General features: G+C 39.6%; 26 protein-coding genes and 1 tRNA gene. 20 read left to right on the forward strand and 7 right to left on the reverse strand.

Translation table 11 applies throughout. The annotated features are described in order from the left end of the window. Positions 1-16 precede the first annotated feature (16 nt). The 7 genes from PUND_RS05885 to PUND_RS05915 all read left to right on the forward strand — a co-directional run bounded on the left by PUND_RS05885 (position 17) and on the right by PUND_RS05915 (position 5,429). Complete coding sequence (locus tag PUND_RS05885) at positions 17-676, forward strand: SPOR domain-containing protein (RefSeq protein ID WP_010387828.1); 660 nt, start codon at positions 17-19, stop codon at positions 674-676. A gap of 67 nt (positions 677-743) precedes the next feature. Then, positions 744-1,337: a FlgO family outer membrane protein gene (locus PUND_RS05890; RefSeq protein WP_010387831.1), complete on the forward strand. Its 594-nt coding sequence runs from the start codon at positions 744-746 to the stop codon at positions 1,335-1,337. Positions 1,338-1,349: 12 nt separating this feature from the next. Next, positions 1,350-2,027 carry a FlgO family outer membrane protein gene (locus PUND_RS05895; RefSeq protein WP_010387835.1) on the forward strand — a complete coding sequence of 226 codons (678 nt, stop codon included), beginning with the start codon at positions 1,350-1,352 and terminating at the stop codon, positions 2,025-2,027. An 8-nt stretch (positions 2,028-2,035) separates the two neighbouring features. Continuing rightward, positions 2,036-2,713 carry a FlgO family outer membrane protein gene (locus tag PUND_RS05900; protein WP_010387838.1) on the forward strand — a complete coding sequence of 226 codons (678 nt, stop codon included), beginning with the start codon at positions 2,036-2,038 and terminating at the stop codon, positions 2,711-2,713. A gap of 74 nt (positions 2,714-2,787) precedes the next feature. Further along, positions 2,788-2,862: transfer RNA gene (locus tag PUND_RS05905), tRNA-Arg, on the forward strand. A gap of 174 nt (positions 2,863-3,036) precedes the next feature. Then, entirely contained in the window at positions 3,037-4,809 is a 1,773-nt protein-coding gene (locus PUND_RS05910) for an NACHT domain-containing protein (RefSeq protein WP_010387839.1), read from the forward strand. After that, entirely contained in the window at positions 4,809-5,429 is a 621-nt protein-coding gene (locus tag PUND_RS05915; RefSeq protein ID WP_010387841.1) for a hypothetical protein, read from the forward strand. Before PUND_RS05910 ends, PUND_RS05915 begins: the two co-directional genes overlap by 1 nt. Positions 5,430-5,822: 393 nt before the next feature. On the opposite strand, the gene PUND_RS05920 is transcribed toward PUND_RS05915, so the two are convergent. From PUND_RS05920 to PUND_RS05930, 3 genes are all read right to left on the reverse strand, one after another. Next, positions 5,823-6,755, reverse strand: a complete 933-nt coding sequence (locus tag PUND_RS05920; RefSeq protein ID WP_010387844.1) for a DHH family phosphoesterase — start codon at positions 6,753-6,755, stop codon at positions 5,823-5,825. A gap of 133 nt (positions 6,756-6,888) precedes the next feature. Further along, a complete protein-coding gene (locus PUND_RS05925) occupies positions 6,889-8,337 on the reverse strand; it encodes a dihydrolipoyl dehydrogenase (protein ID WP_010387847.1) in 1,449 nt (482 codons plus the stop codon). A gap of 54 nt (positions 8,338-8,391) precedes the next feature. Then, positions 8,392-9,120 (reverse strand): glutathione peroxidase, encoded by a 729-nt coding sequence (locus PUND_RS05930; RefSeq protein ID WP_008466566.1) that lies wholly within the window; start codon positions 9,118-9,120, stop codon positions 8,392-8,394. A 113-nt stretch (positions 9,121-9,233) separates the two neighbouring features. Here PUND_RS05930 and PUND_RS05935 point away from each other — a divergent pair, with 113 nt between their 5' ends. After that, positions 9,234-10,133: a LysR substrate-binding domain-containing protein gene (locus tag PUND_RS05935; RefSeq protein WP_010387852.1), complete on the forward strand. Its 900-nt coding sequence runs from the start codon at positions 9,234-9,236 to the stop codon at positions 10,131-10,133. Here PUND_RS05935 and PUND_RS05940 read toward each other — a convergent pair. Further along, positions 10,130-11,317 (reverse strand): flagellar assembly protein T N-terminal domain-containing protein, encoded by a 1,188-nt coding sequence (locus PUND_RS05940; RefSeq protein ID WP_010387854.1) that lies wholly within the window; start codon positions 11,315-11,317, stop codon positions 10,130-10,132. The two genes, PUND_RS05935 and PUND_RS05940, sit on opposite strands and share 4 nt — an antisense overlap. A gap of 139 nt (positions 11,318-11,456) precedes the next feature. Here PUND_RS05940 and PUND_RS05945 point away from each other — a divergent pair, with 139 nt between their 5' ends. Further along, positions 11,457-11,915 carry an LPP20 family lipoprotein gene (locus tag PUND_RS05945; protein WP_010387855.1) on the forward strand — a complete coding sequence of 153 codons (459 nt, stop codon included), beginning with the start codon at positions 11,457-11,459 and terminating at the stop codon, positions 11,913-11,915. Between the two features lie 88 nt (positions 11,916-12,003). On the opposite strand, the gene flgN is transcribed toward PUND_RS05945, so the two are convergent. The 3 genes from flgN to flgA all read right to left on the reverse strand — a co-directional run bounded on the left by flgN (position 12,004) and on the right by flgA (position 13,531). Beyond that, positions 12,004-12,435, reverse strand: a complete 432-nt coding sequence (gene flgN, locus PUND_RS05950; protein WP_041709680.1) for a flagellar export chaperone FlgN — start codon at positions 12,433-12,435, stop codon at positions 12,004-12,006. After that, complete coding sequence (gene flgM, locus PUND_RS05955; protein ID WP_010387860.1) at positions 12,428-12,748, reverse strand: flagellar biosynthesis anti-sigma factor FlgM; 321 nt, start codon at positions 12,746-12,748, stop codon at positions 12,428-12,430. The genes flgN and flgM overlap by 8 nt, the downstream gene beginning before the upstream one ends. A 75-nt stretch (positions 12,749-12,823) precedes the next feature. Further along, positions 12,824-13,531, reverse strand: a complete 708-nt coding sequence (flgA, locus tag PUND_RS05960; RefSeq protein ID WP_075169689.1) for a flagellar basal body P-ring formation chaperone FlgA — start codon at positions 13,529-13,531, stop codon at positions 12,824-12,826. Positions 13,532-13,669: 138 nt separating this feature from the next. Here flgA and PUND_RS05965 point away from each other — a divergent pair, with 138 nt between their 5' ends. The 11 genes from PUND_RS05965 (at position 13,670) to flgJ (ending at position 23,121) form a co-directional block, all read left to right on the forward strand. After that, the gene (locus PUND_RS05965; protein WP_010387865.1) at positions 13,670-14,602 is read left to right on the forward strand and encodes a chemotaxis protein; all 933 of its coding nucleotides are present in this window, start codon (positions 13,670-13,672) and stop codon (positions 14,600-14,602) included. Positions 14,603-14,622: 20 nt separating this feature from the next. After that, a complete protein-coding gene (locus PUND_RS05970) occupies positions 14,623-15,453 on the forward strand; it encodes a CheR family methyltransferase (protein ID WP_010387867.1) in 831 nt (276 codons plus the stop codon). Positions 15,454-15,581: 128 nt separating this feature from the next. Then, entirely contained in the window at positions 15,582-15,992 is a 411-nt protein-coding gene (gene flgB / locus PUND_RS05975) for a flagellar basal body rod protein FlgB (RefSeq protein ID WP_010387869.1), read from the forward strand. Between the two features lie 2 nt (positions 15,993-15,994). Next, positions 15,995-16,426 (forward strand): flagellar basal body rod protein FlgC, encoded by a 432-nt coding sequence (gene flgC, locus PUND_RS05980; protein WP_008113068.1) that lies wholly within the window; start codon positions 15,995-15,997, stop codon positions 16,424-16,426. 13 nt (positions 16,427-16,439) lie between these two features. After that, positions 16,440-17,117: a flagellar hook assembly protein FlgD gene (locus PUND_RS05985; protein WP_021033157.1), complete on the forward strand. Its 678-nt coding sequence runs from the start codon at positions 16,440-16,442 to the stop codon at positions 17,115-17,117. Positions 17,118-17,174: 57 nt separating this feature from the next. Further along, entirely contained in the window at positions 17,175-18,497 is a 1,323-nt protein-coding gene (gene flgE, locus PUND_RS05990; protein ID WP_010387877.1) for a flagellar hook protein FlgE, read from the forward strand. 132 nt (positions 18,498-18,629) lie between these two features. After that, entirely contained in the window at positions 18,630-19,373 is a 744-nt protein-coding gene (locus PUND_RS05995) for a flagellar basal body rod protein FlgF (RefSeq protein WP_010387878.1), read from the forward strand. A gap of 21 nt (positions 19,374-19,394) precedes the next feature. After that, positions 19,395-20,183: a flagellar basal-body rod protein FlgG gene (gene flgG / locus PUND_RS06000; protein ID WP_010387879.1), complete on the forward strand. Its 789-nt coding sequence runs from the start codon at positions 19,395-19,397 to the stop codon at positions 20,181-20,183. Positions 20,184-20,197: 14 nt separating this feature from the next. Next, complete coding sequence (flgH, locus tag PUND_RS06005; protein ID WP_010387881.1) at positions 20,198-20,881, forward strand: flagellar basal body L-ring protein FlgH; 684 nt, start codon at positions 20,198-20,200, stop codon at positions 20,879-20,881. A gap of 12 nt (positions 20,882-20,893) precedes the next feature. Beyond that, positions 20,894-21,988, forward strand: a complete 1,095-nt coding sequence (locus PUND_RS06010; RefSeq protein ID WP_008113075.1) for a flagellar basal body P-ring protein FlgI — start codon at positions 20,894-20,896, stop codon at positions 21,986-21,988. Between the two features lie 137 nt (positions 21,989-22,125). Continuing rightward, a complete protein-coding gene (gene flgJ / locus PUND_RS06015) occupies positions 22,126-23,121 on the forward strand; it encodes a flagellar assembly peptidoglycan hydrolase FlgJ (protein WP_010387885.1) in 996 nt (331 codons plus the stop codon).

A 23,121-nucleotide genomic window follows, 5' to 3' on the forward strand; every position in this document is an offset into this window, starting at 1 on the left:
ACAATAAGGTTTAACCATGCAACATGCTAATTTATATAAACGCTACTCAATACTAATTGCCTGTATTGCTGCTCTTTTTATATCAGGATGCAGCACCACCAAAACTGCAGAATCTCCTCAGCCAATGCAAGCGAGTGCCAGCCTTTCTGAGGAAGAGTTGGCGCAGCTAAAAGCATCGTCTCAGCAGTGGCAAGCAGCCAAAGCCGGTGTTGAGCGTTTATTAGTGATTGAACAAGACTTAAAGTTATTAATAAGCCAATTAAATGCAGTGGCAAAACAAGGCTCTGCATCAACAAATACGCCTGAAGTACCAACAGCTAAAGCTTCGGCTGAAACGGTAGCACCCACAAAAGTTGCACAAAAAGCTAAAGTAGCAATGAATACAGCTGATGAAAAACAAGCCGTTAAAGCCTTATTTTCCTTGCAAGTTGCAGCCGTTACCGACAAAGAGCGACTTAGCCAAAGCTTAAATCAAATAAAAGCCAGCGCATCTTCGTTATTTCAGGGCGAATTCGTGGCGAATGTAGAAACTATTAACGTGAGTGGCATGACTTATTACCGTTTAAAGCTTGGAGCTTATCAAAATCAAGCCAATGCCGCTGCTGATTGCGATAGACTTAAACAGCGCCAAATCAACTGCATTGTGAGCCATTACACCCAACAGCCATTAAAATAAATATGCATCTAGGGTATTAGGCATAATAATTGCTTTGTAACTATTATGTTTTTAGAGGATGGCAACTATGCGCCTTTTGTTACCCTTACTATTATTAAATTTAGCGGGCTGTAGCTTAACACCCCAGCCAAAGCCAAGTATAAGCACTGATGCGCCTAAAGCGGTCATGGCACCCTATACGCTCAACCAGTATGTAAATAGCTTGAGTGCTCAGCTTAGCCATATCAAAGAGCCTTTTAAAAGCACCGCTTCAATCGCGGTCAGCAGCTTTTATTTAGCCAATGCTTTGGATTCACAAATTGCCCAAGGGCAGGGGACAGGGCTTAGTCAGCAAGTTCAAGAAAGCTTAATAACCCAATTTACTCAGTTAGGGTACAACACGGTTGAATATCGGCTTGAAAACCAACTTAACTTATCAGCAAGGGCTGATTCAGTGTTAAGCCGCAGTACCAGTAACTTAAAGCAGCGTCAGATTATTGACTTTGTGATCACTGGTACTTTAACCCGTCAAGAACATGCTTATATTGTTAATGCTCGCATGGTAAATATGCAAACTAATCAGATTGTATCTGCCGCAAGTACTGAAATTCCCATCAATGTGATGTGGAGTAATGAAAAAATACAGCAGCGCGGTGACTATATTTACCGCAGTGAATATTAATTAGGAGCACACATGAAACGCCTACTATTAACTTTATGTTTGCCACTGGGCTTTGGTTGTTCACAAATGACAAACCATAGTGACACGCAAATTACCGACGATGCGCCTATGTTTTTTGAGCAACGCCCTGTAGCTGCACCAACAAATACTGATTCGCTTTATCAAAATAAAGCCGCAGTGATGAATAAAAACAAACAAGTAAATACGCCAACCCGTAAAAATATTAATCATTATGTGCGTGGCATCATGCAAGACATGGCTGAAAACTTACAGTATGTAAATACTAAAACGCCATTGGCGGTATCAAGCTTTGTTTTTTTAGACCGTGACTACAACAATGCTGACTTAGTGGGTAACCAAATCGCAGAGAGCTTTATGCATGAGCTGCATAATTTTGGTGTGCCGGTCATTGATTTTAAAACCACCGATTATATGCGCGTAACGCCTGGCGGCGATTTTGTTTTTAGTCGCGACTACTTAGAGCTTAACCAAGAACAAAACTTTAGTTACGTATTAGCCGGCACGCTAGTAAACCACCAAGGCGGCATATTAGTAAACGCACGTATTGTTGGCTTAGCGAGTAAAGCGGTTGTAGGCTCTGCACAGGGCTTTATTCCACAATCAGTTATTGATGCGCTAAATAGCAGTAACAGTGCTGATGGCGTTATGCTAAAACAAGCGAGTAAGTGAGGTTTATCATGGCTAACTTAGCTAAGCGCTCAGCTTTAATTAGCATAAGTGCATTATCACTATTACTTTCAGGCTGTAATTTACTTGGTGGATCTAACATGGCTGAACCCGCCAAATCTGAGCCAGAGCAAACAGTGGTAAGCAATCTTGATTTTAACCAGATCATGGCGCAAATGCAGCAAAATGACGAGCAAGAACAATACGCCGATACAACGCAGTTTAACCCAAACAAGCATCATAAAAGCTTAGTTAACTACGTAGAGCAAATGGCACTTGATTTAACCGACACCATGCAAGTAGCCCCGCAAGATGCAGCGATTGCAGTCACCTCGTTCGTTGATTTAGACGCAAGTTTAACTACAGCAAGCCAGTTAGGTAATCAGTTATCAGAAACCTTCATACATCAGCTGCAAAAATTTGGTTATAGCGCGGTTGATTTTAAAACAGCCAATTTAATTACCGTTAATGATCAAGGCGACTTTGCATTTACCCGCAACACTCGCAAGCTTGCAGGTACGAATATAGCCAGCCATGTTTTATCGGGTACATTAATTTACCGTGCAGATGGGGTTGTTATTAACGCTCGCGTGATAAATATTGAAAATAAACGCCTTGCCGCCAGCAGCCGAACATTTATACCGCTTTACGTATTAAATAAAGAAGATATATATTTATCAAGTAATTAACTTAATTTGATGCTTGATATAAAAAACCAGATGCCGTTATAATTTCCAAACACTTAGTACTTAGCACCCAACGTGGCCTCTTAGTTAAATGGATATAACGGCCCCCTCCTAAGGGGCAGTTGCAGGTTCGATTCCTGCAGGGGCTACCAATTAAATCAATGAGTTATGTTTTTATTTTCACTGTTTTTAATTTCCGTGTAGCACATATGTAGCGGCCTTTCCAACTAGTCTCCCGATGGTAATTATTTTGTAATCTTTCTTAATATCGGTTAGTTTAATTGCTTATTCAGTACAAGTTCACTTTGTTAAATAATGGATTAAGAATGGCGATTAAAAAGAATAAACCGGTAAACCGCTTTTATACTAATATCAGTAATTATAAAAATTATGGAGCCGCAGGAAGCAACCTTTTTGAAATAAATAATTGGCTTGAGACTGAAGGACTAATTGAAAAGCTTCATCAAAACTTAAAAAAAGAGCAAGATGTTTATACGTTACTTTCTCCAGAGCAACCAAAGAAAGTACAAAGCTTTTTTTATCCACCGACGGTGAAGGGAAGAGGCCAAGATGATGTTTCATTAGAGAATTTAATGAAAAAAAATGGCAAGAACGGTGTCTTGATTCAAGGAAAGTTGGGGCAAGGTAAGTCTATGTTGCTTAGATATTTGCAGTTTCTTGAGCTCAATAATGGCTTTGCAATACCGCTATTTTTAGAATTAAGGAAAATTAAATCTACTACACCTTTATTAACAGCTGCTAAATCAAAGTTGAAATCATTAGGATTAGACTGTTCGGAAAAAGTTTTCAACTTTTTGCTAGATAATGGGTTAGTTACACTGCTATATGATGGATATGATGAAGTTTCTCTAGAAAATAGGGAGCTAGTTAGTCAAGAACTTACTGAAATATGTGATCTTTACCCAAAGGCGAAGGTTGTAGTAACTAGTCGCCATCATACTGAAATCAGTAAGAATAAGTCATTTATAATTTACACAATAAATACTCTTCAACGAAGTGATTTAGCCCCGTTTATTAAAACTATATTCGGTAAATCAGATTTATATGCACCAATTATATCTAAAATCAATGAATCGAACGAGTTTGAATATGAAGTTCTTGATACACCTCTGATGGTTACTTGGTTTATTGTAGTTTATAAAAAAAGATTTAAGATCCCACAGACTAAACTTGGATTCTATGAGGATTTATTTGGGGCGATATTATCAAGGCATGATGGATTTAAAGAAAGTTACGATAGGGAATCAAAGTCAAGACTTAATGATGACCAAATTAAGCAGGTTTTTCAGACTTTTTGTTATTTGAGTCGAAAAAGTCAAGTAAGCACTTTTAGTCAGGCAAAAATTAAAGACTATATACAAAGAGCATTAAATATAGAGTCGTTAACGAATGTTAAACCTTTCGATTACTTATATGATCTCACTCATGTAACGTGTTTAGTTAAAATAGATGGTTTAGAGTATGAGTTTTTCCACGACAGTGTACCTCAGTACTTTAGTGCTTGCTTTATTGCTTCAAACACTGACGAAAATGTTAAAAAATTCTATAAAAACCAGGATAATGTGGCAGTTATGGAAGATGAGCTCATGTTTTTGGAGGAGCTGGATCAGTATCGCTACCTCAAATATTTCTTAAAACCTAGAATTGAAGCCTTGTTAACTGGAGAAAGCATAAATAGTGATATATTAAAGTTAATGCTAAAAAACTCACATTTATGCTTTGACAAAAAGGATGATAATAACTTTGTTATGCTCGTTTATATTAAATCTTATGAAACGAAAAAGATATTTGAGGTTAATGGAAATGATACTTTACAACTGTCTGCATCATTTGTGCTAGATCGGATTGTAGAAGATAATAAGCATAATAGAGAGATATTCTCGTCACTATATGAAGAGTTTGATAATAATACAGGGCGCTTTATATTTGTTGATTTATCTAAGTTTTTAAAGGTTTTCAAATTTACCCATGAATTCTATGAAATAATGAAAGGGGTTCTTGTTGATTATGTGGTTAATAATTTGAATAAAGTTGCTGCTATTATTACGAAAGAAGATAAGAAAGAGGATTTATTTTAATGGTTAGTTGGCTTGTTCTAAAAGATATATATGAGCTTAAGGTCATTAAGGGGACTGCTATTTGGATATTTATAGTCCCAGCTTTTGTTAAATTTTTCAGTATTTTTGACTCTTCAGAGATAATTGATGCTAGTTATGTTTTTTTTAACTCTTATGTTCTATTTGGCTTATATTTCTCAGCGCTGAGCTTTTTCTTAGGTTCTATTGTTTTTAATTTAAGGTGTCCTTCATTAAATAAAGGTTTACACGGTTATGACGCTTTTCAAGAAAAAGGGATGACAATTTACAATTTGGCTGAATATACAAATGAGTTAGCTGAAAGTGATGCACTTAAATATAAACCTATTTTAAAAAATGTAAGTAGCCAATTTGAAAGCCATTATATAGATAATGGCAAGACCTACACATTAGAAAGGACGGATCAGACTATATGTCAAAGCTTTCTAAAAGATGAATTACCTCTTATTTTTTGGTCATTATATGTGTTTACATCGAAAACTAGGTCTATATCACAGTTTTTTTGCTGGTTGTTTTTGTTTTTCGGATTTGCTGGCTTGTTATTAGTTTTACTTAGAAACCTTACAATAGTGATTGAATTTTTAATGGATGCTTTAAATTAAGTACAGTTATTTACAGAACTCCAAGTAATATCTCTCTTGCCATTCTGACAAGTAGTTCGCTAAAGGTTATTTTTGGCTTTGTACTGGTGTTTGATATGAGCTAAAGCTCAGTAGGTAGCTTTAGCTATTTGAAATGTTGAATTTAACTGCAATTTTATTTTAAAGAGATAGCTTTAGGTTATGCTTTTTCCAACTTCCATGAATAATACCTAGTGATGATGGCTTTACCAGCGAACCATAACCCTTTTACTTTGAGTATGAGTTCACTATCGTAATCGCTTTGTAAGCACTCGCCAGTTTCTTCTCATTTATAAAATCTTTTCTAATTACAAATAATAAAGCGAGTAACATAAATTTACTCGCTTTATTATTTTGATAGCTGATAGCTAGTTCTTAACCATCACTAGTAATTGTAGCAATCAGCTCGCTCAGTACCTGCTCAGCTTTGCCTGTTTCTACTTGGCAAGTACCGGCATTTAAATGGCCGCCGCCACCGTATTTAAGGCACAACTCGCCAACATTAGTATTGGAGCTGCGGTTGGTGATTGATTTACCAATGGCGTACACCACGTTTTGCTTTTTAAGCCCCCACATTTTATGTATTGAGATATTACATTCGGGGAACATGGCGTAAATAACGAAGCGGTTAGTAGCGTAAATGGTTTCTTCTTCGGTTAAATTGAGTACCACTAAGTTGTCGTGTACTGATGAGCAGCGGTCTATTTGCTCTTTAGCTTGTGCGTTGTGCTCGTGGTATAACGCAACACGCTCGGCAACATCTTCCATTGCTAGTATTTGTTCTATGCTGTGATCTTTACAGGCGTCAATTAACTTCATCATTAACTGGTAATTAGAAATTTTGAATTCACGAAAACGGCCAAGTCCTGTGCGCGCATCCATAATAAAGTTCATCAGTACCCAGTCTGTTGGGTTTAAAATTTCGTCTTTTGTAAATTGTGCCGAATCCCCTTTATCGACCGCTTCCATCATGTCAGTTGAAATATTAGGGAATTTCTCTGCACCGCCATAATAGTCGTATACAACGCGTGCTGCAGAGGGCGCATCAGGGTCAATAATGTGGTTTTTAATATCGCTTTCGTTACGAACGGTTTCACTCAAGTGGTGATCAAATGCAATATGACAACCGGCAACATAGGGGAGGTTAGTGGTAATGTCGTTGCTGGTAATGGCTATTTTACCGTCTTGCATGTCTTTTGGATGCACAAATAAAATATCGTCGATTAAATCTAAATCTTTAAGTAATACGGCACACACTAGGCCGTCAAAATCGCTTCGAGTGACAAGTCTATATTTATTATTGCTCATTTTCGGTCCATTTTTGTTTATTTATTAATCTGAGTGTAGCAGTTTAAACTCCATTTTATATACCAGTTTTTAACATAAAAAAAGCCAAAACAATGGTTTTGGCTTTGAGTAGCAAGTGTGTATTAGTGATGTGTTATGCGCCTGGGCCACATTCCATACAATGGTTAATAATGTCTGGGCCAAATTTTAATTTAGCGTTTAAATCACGTAGTGCAGTGCGTAGGCCTTCTTCAATAACAGGGTGATAAAAAGGCATATCAAGCATTTGTGGTACAGTCATTTTGTTTTGTACAGCCCATGCTAATAAATGAGCAATGTGCTCTGCTTGAGGGCCAATAAATTCAGCACCTAAAAATAAGCCGGTGCCGTGCTCGGCATACACACGCATGTGGCCTTTGTTTTTTAGCATAACGCGGCTACGGCCTTGGTTTTCAAAGCTGACTTCGCCTATTTCAAAGCACTCACAGCTGCCTAATCGTTGGCTAATTTCTTTAAAGCTTTCACCAACCATGGCTATTTGTGGGTCGCTAAACACAGCGGCAATTTTAGCGCGGCGTAAACCCGCACGTACATGAGGGTAGCGGCCTGCGTTTTGCCCTGCGATTGTTCCTTGATCGGATGCTTCGTGAAGCAAAGGGATCATGTTACTAGCATCGCCAGCAATAAATATGTGGGAGTTGCCACATTGCATAGTGTGGGCATCAGCGAGTGGTACGCCACGTTCATCAAGCTCTATGCCGGTGTTTTCTAACCCTAGTTTATCGGTGTTAGGTACTCGCCCGGTTGCAGCCAGAACATAGTCAAACTGCTCGGTGTGTTTAACACCTTGTTTGTCGGTATAGGTTAGCTCTGCTTTATTACCTACTTGTTTCATATCTGAAACGTTTGAGTCGGTATCAACATAAAATTCTTCTGCGAATACGGTATTAGCGTAATCTTTAACTACTGGGTCGGTTAATGGGCCTATGGCACCACCTACACCAAAGAGTTTTACCTTTACCCCTAATCTATGCAACGCTTGGCCAATTTCAAGGCCTATAACGCCTGGGCCAAATACGGCTACTGATTCTGGTAAATCATCCCAGTCGAATACATCGTCATTAATAATCAGTCGGTCGCCAAAGTTATTAAATACGCCAGGGTAAGATGGGCGTGAACCTGTTGCTATTACAAAGCGTTTAGCAGTGATAATGGTGTGCTCATCTATTTGCACGCGGTTGGCGTCTAAAAACTGTGCATAGCCACGAATTTTATCTTCGCTAGGTATTTCATCTACGGCTTCTACTACGAATCCTGCAAAGCGATCGCGCTCACTTTTAACTCGTGCCATAACGGCTTTACCGTCAATAACAGGTTTTGAGCTGTGAACTCCAAAGGCAGGTGCCATTTCTATTGAGTGCGCGGCTTCTGCTGCAGCAATCAATAACTTACTTGGCATGCAACCAACACGTGCGCAGGTTGTACCGTATGGGCCTGATTCAATCATAAGTACGTTTTGAGTAAATTGTTTTGCATTACGGTAGGCACTTAAACCAGCAGTACCTGCACCTATAACAACAACGTCGGTTTGCAGTTCTTTCATAGTGTTTTTCCTTTAATAAACAGGGGCGTTGCAGCCCCTGTTTTATTTACTTAATTAAGCAAAGTATTTTTCTAAATCGTCTGAGCCGCCAATGTGCTTACCGCCAATAAATACTTGTGGTACGGTTTCACGGCCCGATACCGCTTTAAGGCTGGTAAGTGATGCGCCAGCACCCATTACGATTTCTTCAAAAGCAAAGCCTTTAGCTGTAAGTAGCTCTTTTGCTTTTTTACAGAAAGGGCAGCCAGGCTTAGTAAATAGAGTAACCGCCTCTGGTTTTACTTGAGTTGGGTTGATGTAATCAAGCATAGTGTCGGCGTCTGATACTTCAAACGGGTCGCCTGGTAAATCTGGTTCGATGAACATCTTCTCTACTACGCCATCTTTAACCAGCATAGAGTATCTCCAGCTGCGCTTACCAAAACCTAAATCGTTTTTATCAACTAGCATACCCATGCCGTCAGTAAATTCGCCGTTACCATCTGGTAGTAAGGTAATGTTTTGCGCTTCTTGATGTTCAGCCCATGCGTTCATTACAAAGGTATCGTTTACTGATACACAAACAATGTCGTCAACGCCATTTTGTTTAAGTACACCAGCTAACTCGTTGTAGCGTGGTAGGTGAGTTGATGAACACGTTGGTGTAAATGCACCAGGTAGTGAAAACACAACGACTGTTTTGCCTTTAAAAATGTCATCAGTAGTTACTGATTTCCATTCGTCGTTTTGACGCGTTGCAAATGTAACGTTAGGGATTGTTTGACCTTCAATATTGTTTAACATGTTTTTAGTTCCTCTTGATTTGTTGATAGCCATTATGGCGAACAATTAAATATAGTTCCAATCGTTTGTTTGTATTAAACTGATAGGCATAAACTATCAGGTTGAGTGTGAATATGAACTTAAAAGATTTAGAATATGTAAAAGCCGTTGCGCATTTTAAACATTTTCGTAAAGCAGCCGACGCTTGCTTTGTAAGCCAGCCCACCTTGAGTGGGCAAATTAAAAAGCTAGAACAAGAATTAGGGGTTATCTTATTTGACCGTTCAACTAAGCACGTTACCTTAACAACCCAAGGTGAACGTTTGTTGACACAAATCACTCTTATATTAGAACAAACTCAAATATTAAAAGAACTGGCTGCTACTTCTAACCAACCGTTACAGGGCAAGCTGAGTATTGGTATTATTCCTACTATTGCCCCGTATTTACTACCTACACTGCTTACATCAATGAAAGCGGCATTTACTCAAAGTCAGTTTTCGTTTATTGAAATGCAAACTTCTACCATTTTAGCTGCGCTAGACAGTGGCGAGGTGGATTTTGCAATTTTAGCGGATGTGCCTGAGCTAAAAAATTACCATACGATTAATGTATATAAAGAAGACTTTTTAGTTGCGGTATCTGCTGATAACGCTTTAGCTGTAAATAAAAAGGTAGCACTGCAAGATCTTCAAGGTAGTAACCTATTAATGTTAAGTGATGGCCATTGCTTTAAAGATCAAGCCCAGCAGTTTTGTTTTTCGGCAGGAGTGGATGTTTCTAGCCATTATCAAGGTAATAGCTTAGAAACCTTATTAGCGCTGGTGGCGATGGACGATGGGGTTACGTTTGTGCCAAAACTTGCTGCAATCCCCCGAGAGGGAATTCATTATTTGCCTATTTTTCCTAATCAGCAACGTAATATTGTATTGGCCTGTCGAAAGCACTACCCGCATTTATCTGGGGTTGAGCAGTTAGCAGATTGGTTAAGCGCTCACGATAATTTAAAAGTTAAGCTAACCCAAGCACTTTAGGGCGTTGCAACTTCCACAATATCGTTAATTTGTACGCCCGGTAAAGGCTGATCATTAATACTGACGGCAATGGCGCTATGCTGATATAGCTGCTCTACACGAATACGGTTCAAAGTGGTTATAGTATGCGGCATGGTGTTGCCTTGCGCGTCTGTTAAATAATTATGATGAGCAATACTCAGTTGTTGGCCTTTTTCTAAGCCATGTGCCTTTCCTAAGTTAATGACGAGTTTATTATTTTCCATGTGCAAAATTTTGCCTTGGGTGGGTAGGCACGCCATGGCTGCTTGCAAATCGTAACTTAGGGTTTGGTTTATCTCACTAATACTTTGACCAAAAGGTGACTGCCAAAAACGATTACTGTTTACATCAATAATAGCTGTTTTTTCAAATGGCCAGATAGCTTGGCTTTGATAGCTTTGTTGCCACAAGGGCTCATAAGTAGTGCCATTAAATAAACTAAACTCTATTCGGTAGTGACGCTGATAGCTTTCATCTTGCCAAAATGCATAGTCGCTATTGAGTTTATCGCTGGTGGATAAACTGGTAATTTGGCTCAGTAGCACATATTGTGCGTTACTGCGCGATGAAATTTCCTCTAACTGGCTGTTAGAGTAGTCATGTTGTTGATTAAAATAGGTATCGACTTTTATCGCTTTATTGAAATAGGCAACCGGTATAGCACTCATTTTTGATTTTTGCAGTGACGTGTAGATGTTTTTGCTTACTGCTTTATTAATGTCAAATATTTGACCCATTCTCGCTTGTTCGCGATTTGTTAATTGACTTTGCGTCACAGCTATAAATTTATTGAAGTTGCTTTGCGGGCATTGCTCGGTTTGTGCAAAAATATCTAGGCGTAAGGTAATCGCAAATTCATCATTGCTGCGGTTTTCGCTAACGAGCTCTATTTTTTGAATTTCGCCTTGGCTACTTATTTTTAGCTGATCTTGGGTTAAAACACCATCAACAAGTGTTTGCACCGAGCTCACCCGCGCACCAGAGAATACAAGGGCTTGGGTAATCGCATCTTTTATTGCAGCGGCCTTTGCACCGGGAATGTCGCTATTTTGAATAACCGCATGGCCTGTAGACTCATACCACTGAGCGTGGGTAAAAGGTGAAAACGTTAATACAGCAGTGGTGCTTAATCCTGCCAATACTGCTTTTAAAAACGACTTCATACTCTTACTCCAATTAAACGTTAGCGTTAATGAGTCTCAGCAAGTAATGTACCACTATTATTTGTTGTTACAGAATATAGGTATCACTGGCATTAAACGTGCATAACTGAGTTTAATTAGTTTTTAAAGGCCCTGTATGATGCGAGTAATGCCATTAATGATCACATTAGGCTGCTTAACGTTAAGCGGTTGTAGCAATATATTTGATAAGCACGTTGAATATAAATATGTTGAGCCAAATAATTACCCTGTATTAAAAGCAATAGGGTACGCGCCCATTAGTTTGCAGTCGGGAAGTAATGACACTCAAAAACAGCTTATGGCAATTAAAGCCTCCAAGCTAGAAGCATACCGCGAACTAACGGAACAAGTGTACGGGCAAAAAATTACCGCAGGCACAACCGTCGCAGGCTCTGTTGCCCAAGATGATTATTTACAGAGTAAAGTGCAAGGTATTATAAAAGGCGCGCAAATTATAAAAACCTATGCCGTTAATGATATGTATATTACTGAGCTTGAGCTTAATATGAAGCGCGTACACGACTTGTACATCGGTGAGATAAAACCACGGGAAGTGAAAAAAGTCACTTATTACTAAGCGACAAGTTATTACCAACCGACAAATTATTACTCATAAAAAAACGCCTAAACGAATAATCGTTTAGGCGTTTTTTTATGAGTATTCTTTAGGCTTTTAGGTTACGCACAATGCTGTTGTCAGTATTAACTACGCTACCGGCTTGATCGTAGGTCATAGACGAAGGTGCGCCAATTAAAATACCCTTTAATTGCTTTACACTTAACTGCGCCTGGTGCGCTGCATGAGCGTTAACTTCATTTTGTTTTTGACATTGCTCAAGCTTAGTTCTGGTTAGCTTTATTAAGTCAGCGTTTTCATCTGTTTGCTGATCATTACTGGCAATCAGTTTACTGAGTTCTTTATCTAGGGTGCTTATGCTGGTTAAAAAAGACATTTTTTGTTGGGCAATTTCTTTTAAACCTTCGCCTCTTCGTGAGGCAATAGCATCAAGTTCTTGAGTAAGAAGCTCACTCAAGGTTGTTAAACAATTTATTTGTTCGTTTAGTTTAATCGTAATTAAACTATTGTGATCAGCCATAAACATTAAACTCGAAGTCTGCTAAATTTTTGGCAAGTTTCTCACTGTCTATTTGATACTTGCCTTCGGTAATCGCTTTTTTAAGCTCAGCAACTTTGTTGCTGTCAAAACCAGAAGACTGCTCTGCTTTTTCTTGTAAAGATTTTAATTGCTTGGCCTGCGGTGTTAAGCTCACCGAATCGCTTGCAGCTTTAGGTGAAGGCGTTTGCGCAGCTTGTGTATTTGCATTATCTCTTTTTAAATCAACTTTTTGCTGTTGAGTGTTTGTTAAAACACCAGGCTGTTGATTTGATTTGTTTACTTGACCGACCATGATAAAAACCCGTTTATTACCCAACTGATGCCTTTATATCGGCATTTACTAAAGATACTTTAGCATAAATTTACATTAAATATTTACCTGCACAGACTCTACACCATCTACTCGCGCATTTAAAACTTTACCTGTTTTTTTGTTTTCAACTCGTACTTGTTCACCTAAGGTTCCATCCTCTAATGCAACACCCGTGGTTTTTACTCTTAACCCTTTAATATTGGCAAAAATATTGACAGAGTCGCCTTTGCAAACCATACAAATTTGATTGAGTAGTACAGGCATACCTTCACGAATATTACGTTTACTGCGGCTACCAATAAGTTGCGCAGGATCATCAAGATACTGAACACGTATAAAGTGCGCAGGGCGCATATCAATACTTAAATGGGATGGAGTAATCACTTCACCTCGTGCTAAATTGGTAGTAGCAACTACAACAGGTGCTGATTCAGTGATTCTCACATGAACGTATTGTGCCCAGTTGTCACTATCGTTACATTTTATTTGAATGGTGACCTGACGATTAAATGGGGGCTCACTTGGCGTTACTAGCTCTAGCTCAGAGTTACACTGGCGATCGGGTATGCGGGTATCTAGCGGTAACGCGCTAAACTGTATTTTGTTGTCATTTGTAGTTACTGCTTTTTGAGCAACATAAGATACAGCCATTTCCTGTAGTGATTCTTTACTAAATACTTGAGCCTTCAGTGGCAAAGTGAAGCAGAGGCTAGCAAGAAAATAAAAAACACTGTATCTTCTGGTTTTTTTTAACAAACTCATAATGTTTCGACTATGCTTATGGTTGCAAACAGGGTATAAATATTTTGCGTCAGAATTTAGACGCCCCCGTTGTGTTATGACGCTTTATTAATTGAAAGCAATTATCGTTCCTTATATTTGTTTTCTTAGGAGATTTAAATGGCCGGTATTTTAGACTCAGTAAACCAACGTACTCAGTTGGTTGGGCAAAACCGCTTAGAGTTATTGTTATTTAAGCTTAACGGACGTCAGCGCTTTGGCATTAATGTGTTTAAGGTAAGAGAAGTTCTTCAATGCCCGCCATTAACCAGCATGCCAAAATCTAACGCTTACATTCGTGGTGTAGCACATATCCGTGGCCAAACAATCTCGGTAATTGACTTATCAATGGCAGTAGGTGGTCGTCCTATTAAAAGCATAGAAGATGGCTTTATTATTATTGCAGAATATAACCGTACAGTGCAGGGCTTTTTAGTTGGTGGTGTTGAGCGGATTGTTAATATGAACTGGGAAAAAATAATGCCACCGCCATCAGGAGCGGGCCGCTATTCTTATTTAACTGCCGTGACTGAAATTGAAAATGAGCTGGTTGAAATACTCGACGTAGAAAAGATCCTAAACGAAATTTGTCCTGTCAATACTACCGTGAGTGATGATGTTGCCTCGCAAGGTAATATACAAAAAGACTTAGGCGAAAGAATTGTATTTATTGCCGATGATTCGGCCGTGGCACGAAATCAGGTTAAACGAGCGTTAGAACCTTTAGGTGTAACTACTGAACTTGCTAAAAATGGTAAAGAAGCTTTAATAAGACTAAAAGAAATTGCAGAGCTTGATTGTGTTAACGATATTACAGAGCGAGTAGGGTTACTTATTTCAGATGTAGAAATGCCAGAAATGGATGGTTATACGCTCACTGCAGAAATTAAAGCAGATCCCAAACTTGCACCATTGCATGTGATTTTACACACATCGTTAAGTGGTGTGTTCAACCAAGCAATGATTGAAAAAGTAGGGGCTGACGATTTTATTGCAAAATTTAATCCAGACGAGCTTGCTACAGCCGTTAATAAGTGGGTTCATTGTGATTAATAAACATAGGTGTTATTGATTTGACTAATAAAGATTTGCAGCAAACAGAATACGATCAATTTCGCTTATTTTTAGAACAACAGTGCGGTATTGTTTTAGGTGAAAATAAGCAGTATTTGGTTAAAAGTCGCTTGGCACCATTAATGTCTCGATTTAATGTTGAATCGTTATCTGAACTGGTTAGCAAAACACTTGGCGTGCATGAGCGTCAATTGCGCGCTACTGTTGTTGATGCCATGACAACCAACGAAACATTGTGGTTTAGAGATCAATACCCATTTGAGTTGCTCAAAACCAGATTATTCCCTGAATTTAAAGCGTTAAATAGGCCATTAAAAATATGGTCTGCTGCGAGCTCTTCAGGGCAAGAACCTTATTCAATTGCTATGTCGGTTGCTGAGTTTCAATCAAGTAGTCCTGGTGTTTTAAAAATGGGTGCACAAATAGTGGGTACTGACATCTCAAATACCATGCTGGATATGTGTAAACACGCCGAATATGATGCATTGGCACTGGCTCGCGGGCTATCTGCTGAGCGTCGTAAGAAGTTTTTTAAAGATAGCGGCAATGGTATGGCACAAGTGGTTGACTCATTGAAAAAGCAAGTGAGCTTTAGGCATTTAAATTTACTCGACTCGTACGCTTTGATGGGTAAGTTCGATATTATATTTTGCCGTAATGTTTTAATTTATTTTTCACCTGAGGTGAAAGCCAAAATAATTGCACAATTTTCTCAAGCACTTAACCCTAAGGGGTATTTATTTTTAGGTGCGTCGGAATCTATGTCTGGTTTGAGTACCGAATTTGATATGGTGCGTTGTAACCCCGGGATTATTTACCAAAAAAAATAACTACCGTTTACACCCCCCCCCTCCTAAAAACGGCGCTATAGCGTCGTTTTTTGTTTTTATCGTCACTATTTTCATTGCTGGCTTACTTATTGCTTTATTGGTACTAAGTCAATTTTTTGGAGATAGTTATGGCTATCAGTTTTGATAAAGCATTAGGCGTGCATCCGCATGCGATGTTAATCCGTTCGCAAAGAGCAGAAATGCTCGCTACTAATATCGCAAATGCTGATACGCCCGGCTATAAAGCAAAAGATATCGACTTTGCCTCAGCATTAAAAACGGCAAAGTCTAACCAACTAAGCGGCAATACGATGGTAAGAACCAACGAAAAACACATTGCCGGTGGTACCCGTAGTGTAGGTGGAAATGAACTATTTCGTACGCCAAATCAAACAGATACAGGTGATGGTAACTCTGTTGATATACAAGTGGAACGGAACTTGTATACACAGAATGCTATGGAGTATCAGGCCAGTGTCCAGTTTCTTAATGGTAAATTTAAAGGCCTGAAAAAAGCCCTCGGTAGTCAAGGAGCCTAATTATGAGTTTATATAATGTGTTTGATATTGCAGGTTCGGGTATGAGCGCGCAAAACGTGCGATTAAATACCACCGCAAGTAATATCTCTAATGCCAATACAATTAGCTCTTCACAAAATGAAACGTACCGAGCGCGACAACCTGTATTTGCTGCGGAGCTAACAAAAGCGTCAGCGTCAGCAAGCAACCCACAGGGCTCTGCCGTTGGTGTGAAAGTGTTAGGAGTGGTTGAGAGTGATAAACCACTACAAATTGAATATAACCCAAACCACCCGAGTGCGGATGAAAATGGTTACATTTATAAACCCAACGTGAATGTTGTTGAGGAGATGGCAAATATGATTTCTGCATCTCGCTCTTATCAGACAAATGTTCAAGTTGCTGATGCAGCTAAGCAAATGTTAAGTAAAACACTGCTGTTAGGTCAGCGGTAACTGAGGGTAGCTCATGAGTAACGATATTAGTACTTCTTCATCCTACATGGACTCTTTACGTTGGCAAGATAAGCAAGTGCCACAAAAAGAGGATAGTGATGCGTTAACCCAAGAAGATTTCTTTTCGTTGTTAACACAGCAGTTGTCATATCAAGATCCCAGCAAACCAGCTGATAACGATCAGATGATTGCACAAATGACAAACTTTACCATGGCTGAAGGAATATCAAATTTAAACTCTAATTTTGAGTCTTTAGCCGCGTCGATGACATCAAATTCGGCATTGCAAGCATCAACACTGGTTGGCAAACAAGCGCTGTTGGAATCGAATACACTTGAGCTTAATGAGTCGGGTGAATCAAGAGGTTCTGTTGTAGCTGAAAAGCCAGTCGATAGTTTAATGATTCGCATTGAAGATGCATCCGGGCAGTTGGTTAAAACTATAGATTTAGGCACTCAGCCCGCAGGAGCCATTCGTTTTGCATGGGATGGTAAAAATGAAGCGGGTGAACGGCTACCACCTGGTGAATACAACATCAAAGCAGAAGGTAGCACAAATGGGGAATTTTCAAGCCTTCCGTTAGCTACATTCAAAAATATTGAAAGTGTTAATATTAATGGCTCAAGCGGCATTATTATTAACACAAAAGAAGGTGCGGTTAGGCTGACTGATGTCGCAGAAATCGCGTAATAGATTTTATGTATTTTTTAGCCATCGGGCTAAATACTTTTAGGTTAGAGGTTAATTATGAGCTTCAATATTGCATTAACAGGCCTTGCTGCCGCACAAAAAGATTTAGATGTTACCGCCAATAACATTGCCAACGTAAATACCACGGGCTTTAAAGAGTCTCGCGCTGAATTTGCTGATGTATACGCATCTTCGGTATTTAGCGCAGGTAAAACGAAAAATGGTGATGGTGTGCAAACCACCATGGTTGCTCAGCAGTTTCATCAAGGGTCGCTGCAGTTTACTAATAACTCACTGGATTTAGCGATCACAGGTGAGGGTTACTTTGCAACAAGTAATGACTTAGGCTCTTTAGATTTTAGTTATACTCGCGCAGGTGCGTTTAAGCTTAATAAAGACAACTTTGTAGTTGATGCTAAAGGAAACTTCTTACAGAGTTTTCCGGTGAATGAGGTTACAGGCAGTACCACTTCGGTTAGTTTAAGTACATCTTCTGCATTGCAAATACCTGATTCATCAGGCTCTCCGCGCTCTACTTCAAACGTATATACGTCGTTCAATGTTGATTCGCGTGACGATGTTATAGCTGTGCCATTTGATGCAACAGATGGCACTACTTATAACTCTTCGACTTCAACCACAGTTTACGACTCACTAGGTGAGCCGCATGTAATGCAGTTTTATTTTGTTAAAACTGCACCAAACGAATGGCAAGTGCATGGTACATTGGATCAAAAACCGTTTGATGCTACCGGTGCCGCAACGGCAACTCCAAGCCCACTTAGTACGTTTGGATTTAACGCAAGCGGTACGCCAGAAACAACCAATGGCGCACCTATTACAGGAAGTACCTTTGATGATGTAAATTTAAATACTGCTAACTTTTCAGGATTATTAACCAACGGTGCACAGTTTAATGACATTGCAATTCAGTGGCGTGACGAGGCAGGTACTGCAGGTAAAATACCTACTCAATATGCAAATCGATTTGAAGTAAAAGCACTAGAGCAAGATGGTGCGACAGTGGGTCGCTTAGCGGGTATTGACATTGGTACTGATGGAAAAGTCGTTGCATCGTACAGTAATGGCGACACTTCATATTTGGGTCAAGTAGCCATGGTTAGGTTTGCAAACTCACAAGGTTTACAACAGGTGGGTGATACTTCATGGAAAAAAAGTTTAACCTCAGGTGAGCCTATAGCAGGAGAACCGGGAACAGGAACTTTAGGCAAAGTCAATTCTTCAGCGCTCGAGCAATCAAATACAAACTTAACCACAGAGCTGGTTGATTTGATTAGTGCGCAGCGTAACTTCCAAGCAAACTCTCGTGCGCTTGAAGTGAATTCAACGCTTCAACAAAATATCTTACAGATCCGATAATCATATTTTGATTTATAAAGGCTGCTTAATGCAGCCTTTTTTATTCCTCCTTAAAATCTTATTCATACTTAAATTTAATCTGGCACTTATATTGCATTTACCCATATATAGATTTCTTAATGAGTCGATGTTATGGATAAAATGGTCTACATAGCGGCATCTGGCGCTAAACAAAGCATGCAAGGGCTTGCTCTTAAAGCCAATAATTTGGCAAATGCGAATACCACTGGGTTTAAATCTGATTTTGCGCAAGCGCGATCAATGCAGGCTTTCGGTGAAGGTTTGCCGACTCGTGTTTTTGCTATGCAAGAGCGCCCAGGATCTAACATGACATCGGGCGGTATTGTGGAAACAGGTCGCAGCCTTGATATCGCTATGAGCGATAACGCCTGGCTGAGTGTTCAGGATGCCTCTGGTAATGAAGCCTATACAAAAGTGGGCTCGTTAAATATCACTGCTGAAGGTATGTTGACTACCAGCGACGGTCGTCAAGTTATTGGCGAAGGTGGGCCTGTCATATTACCTGTACCGATTGAAAAAATTGAATTTAGCAAAGATGGCACTATTCAAGTACGCCCTCAAGGTGCACCGGCTAACTTTTTAGAAGAAGTTGATCGGCTAAAAGTGGTTGATGCAAACAACGCCACGCTCGAGAAGGGTAACGATGGCTTATTCAGAGCTAAACCAGGCCAAATAGTTGAAACATCAGCCAATGTACAAGTATTAGGTGGCACATTAGAAAAATCGAATGTAAATCCTGTGCATGAAATGGTCGATATGATCAGTCACCAACGCCAATTTGAATTACAAGTAAAACTGATGAAAACAGCTGAAGAGATTGACGAACGTCAAGAACAGCTGATGCGCATCGTTTAACTTTAACGTGAGGATATTATTATGAATCCAGCATTATGGATAAGTAAAACAGGGCTTGACGCTCAACAAACTGATATATCGGTTATATCAAATAACTTAGCGAACGCCAGTACAGTGGGTTACAAAAAAAGCCGCGCTATTTTCGAAGACTTACTCTACCAAAATATTAATCAACCAGGCGGTCGCTCATCGCAAGACACCGAAATGCCGTCAGGCTTAATGCTTGGTGCGGGTACTAAGGTAGTGGCTAACCAAAAAAACTTTTCGCAAGGTAATATGCTCACTACTGAAAATTCATTAGATTGGATGATTTCTGGTCCTGGCTTTTTTGAAGTATTGCAACCAGATGGCAATATTGCTTATTCGCGTAACGGCCAGTTTACTACCGACGGCGACGGGCGTGTTGTAACCTCGGGCGCTGGTTATGTTGTTCAGCCTGAAATGAATGTACCTGACGATGCACAGTCGATCACCGTATCTCAAGATGGTGAAGTGTCAGTTCGCGTAAAAGGTCAGGCCGAAAACGTGGTTATTGGTCAAATCACGATTAGTGATTTTATTAATCCGTCGGGCCTTGAGCCTATAGGGCAAAACTTATATACCGAAACCGCGGTAAGCGGTGCGCCTGTTCAAGGTAACCCGGGTGTTGAAGGTTTAGGTACGATTATTCAAGGTTCACTTGAAACATCAAATGTAAATGTGACCGAAGAGTTAGTTAATTTGATTGAAACGCAGCGCGTTTATGAGATGAACTCAAAAGTTATCTCAGCCGTTGATGAAATGATGAGTTATATCAATCAACAGTTATAGTTTTGGGGGATTGTATGCGTAATATTATGTTATTTACAGTAGGAACTTTACTATTAAGTGGTTGTGTAGCTACACAAAATAATGAGGTAGTACAAGACGATCCCTATTATGCACCTATGTATCCAGAGCCTAATATGGAGCCAGTAGTCGCAACCGGCTCTTTGTTCAGTACTCAATTATCGAATGATCTATATGCCGATAAAAAAGCACTGCGAACAGGCGATATCATTACTGTTAAATTACAAGAGTCGACCCAAGCGACTAAAGCAGCTAAAACAGAAACGGATAAAGAAACCGATGCCAGCCTCGACCCTGTAATTGGTTTAGGTGGTTTACCGGTAAATATTGGCGGCGATAGCATTCAATTTGGTATTGGCAGTGACTCCTCATTTAAAGGTGACTCAAAATCAAATCAATCAAATAGCTTAGTTGGCGATATTTCGGTTAACGTGATGCGAGTACTACCAAATGGTAATTTAGTAATTCGCGGTGAAAAATGGCTAACGTTAAATACCGGTGAAGAATTTATTCGCCTAGAAGGGTTAGTGCGTCCGCAAGATGTCAATGCCGATAATACTGTTGAGTCTAATCGAATTGCGAATGCACGTATTCAGTATTCAGGTAAGGGTCAAACTCAAGAGGCACAAAGCCCGGGTTGGTTAACGCGTTTCTTTAGTAGCTCATTGTTTCCCTTTTAGAGGACATTCGACATGAATGGTTTTAAAGTTTTTTGTTTTATGGTGCTACTAGGCTGGCAATTTACTGCCAGTGCTGAGCGAATTAAAGATGTATCTATGGTCGAAGGGGTGCGGTCAAACCAATTAGTCGGGTATGGATTGGTAGTGGGTTTACCGGGAACTGGTGAGCAAAGCCGTTTTACCGAGCAAAGCTTTAAAGGCATGCTCAATAGTTTTGGTATTACGTTACCAGCTAGTTTAAAGCCAAAAATTAAAAATGTTGCAGCGGTTGCTGTTCATGCTGAACTCCCGCCATTTAGAAAGCCAGGGCAGACTATTGATATAACCGTATCATCGATTGGCAGTGCAGGCAGCTTGCGCGGTGGCACATTATTACAAACATTCTTAAAAGGGGTTGATGGTAATGTTTACGCCATCGCTCAAGGCAGTTTAATTGTAGGTGGCCTAGGTGCTGAGGGGCTTGATGGTAGTCGCGTTGTGATTAATACGCCAACGGTAGGGCGTGTGCCAAATGGTGCAACCGTTGAGCGTGCTGTTAAAAGCCCATTTATGCAAAACGACTATATTACTTTTAATTTAAACCGCCCTGATTTTACTACTGCGAAACGTTTAGAGAAAACCATTAATGATTTAATTGGTCCAAATAGCGCTCAAGCACTCGATGCAGCCTCTATTCGCGTTATTGCCCCACGTGATGCCTCGCAGCGCGTATCGTACTTATCAACTCTTGAAAACTTAGAGTTTAAACCGGCAGATACTTCGGCAAAAATAATTGTTAATTCGCGTACTGGCACCATTGTTATTGGCAAAAATGTAAAATTACAACCTGCGGCAATTACCCACGGTGGTTTAACAGTAACGATTGCGGAACAACAAAATGTAGCGCAGCCAAATCCTTTAGCAGAGGGTGAAACCGTGGTTACTCAGCAAAGTATTATTGATGTTAATCAAGATGATTCACGCGCTTTTGTATTTGACCCTGGTGTAAGTCTTGATGACTTAGTACGTGCAATTAATGAAGTTGGCGCTGCCCCGGGTGATTTAATGGCTATTCTTGAAGCACTAAAAGAAGCCGGTGCAATTAATGGTCAACTTGTTGTAATTTAATCTTTTAAAAAACACCGTTTAAAATTTTATTGCGGTGTTTTTTACTTTTTATTCCTGCTTACTCCTACCCTTGAAAGTCTCGCTGGCTCAATTATTGCATTGCTTTAGATATTATTAATTATTGTGTCAAAAAGCCGATGGAAACAAATCATCTAGATAAGCAAAACTTTTTTGATTTAGGCAACTTAGACTCTTTGCGTCGAGATGCTTTAAACAGCGGTGATGCATCAACCGATGCATCTAAAGCGGCGTTAAAAAAAGCGGCGGCACAATTTGAAGCTATATTCACCCAAATGCTGCTTAAAAGTATGCGTAAAGCCAATGAGGCTTTTGAAGATAAAGAAAGCCCGTTTAATGCTAGTGGCGTTAAGTTTTTTGAAGAAATGCACGACCAACAGATGGCTTCAGAGCTTTCATCAAATGGCTCTTTGGGTCTTGCAGATTTAATTGTGCAGCAATTATCGCCAGATGGAAAAAACTTTATGCCAGGCTCTGTTCTTCGCACAACGTCAGATTTCTTTAGTGACCAACGTGCGGGTAGCACCTTACCTCATCAAGAAAACCAAAAGGTCACTGAAAAAGTACCGCTCGTTGATTCAACTGAAAAAAGCGAACAAAACATAGCGTCTGGCACATTTGAAAATGCTGAGGAATTTGTAAGCACCGTGTGGGAACACGCAAAAACAGCGGCTAAAAAAATTGGTTTAAATCCGGCGGTTATGGTCGCACAAGCAGCATTAGAAACTGGCTGGGGTAAACATATTATTAGTAAAGGTGATGGTAATAGCTCAAACAATTTATTCAATATTAAGTCAGATAAAAGTTGGCAGGGTGAAAAGGCCAGTAAAGTCACTTTAGAGTTTGAGCAAGGTGCTGCAGTTAAAAAGCAAGCAAGCTTTAGAGCGTATGATTCGATAAAAGATAGCGTGAATGATTTTGTGGATTTTTTAACACAGAACCCGCGCTATCAAGATGCATTAAACAATACGGCAAAGCCGCATAAATTTTTAGACTCTTTACAGCAAGCTGGTTATGCAACCGATCCTAACTATGCAGACAAAATAAAAAGAGTGCTGAACAGTAACGAATTGAAGAATATCGCCACAAGCGTGATCCGCCAGGGAGTAGAGTAA

Source organism: Pseudoalteromonas undina (assembly GCF_000238275.3).
Lineage (GTDB): Bacteria > Pseudomonadota > Gammaproteobacteria > Enterobacterales > Alteromonadaceae > Pseudoalteromonas > Pseudoalteromonas undina.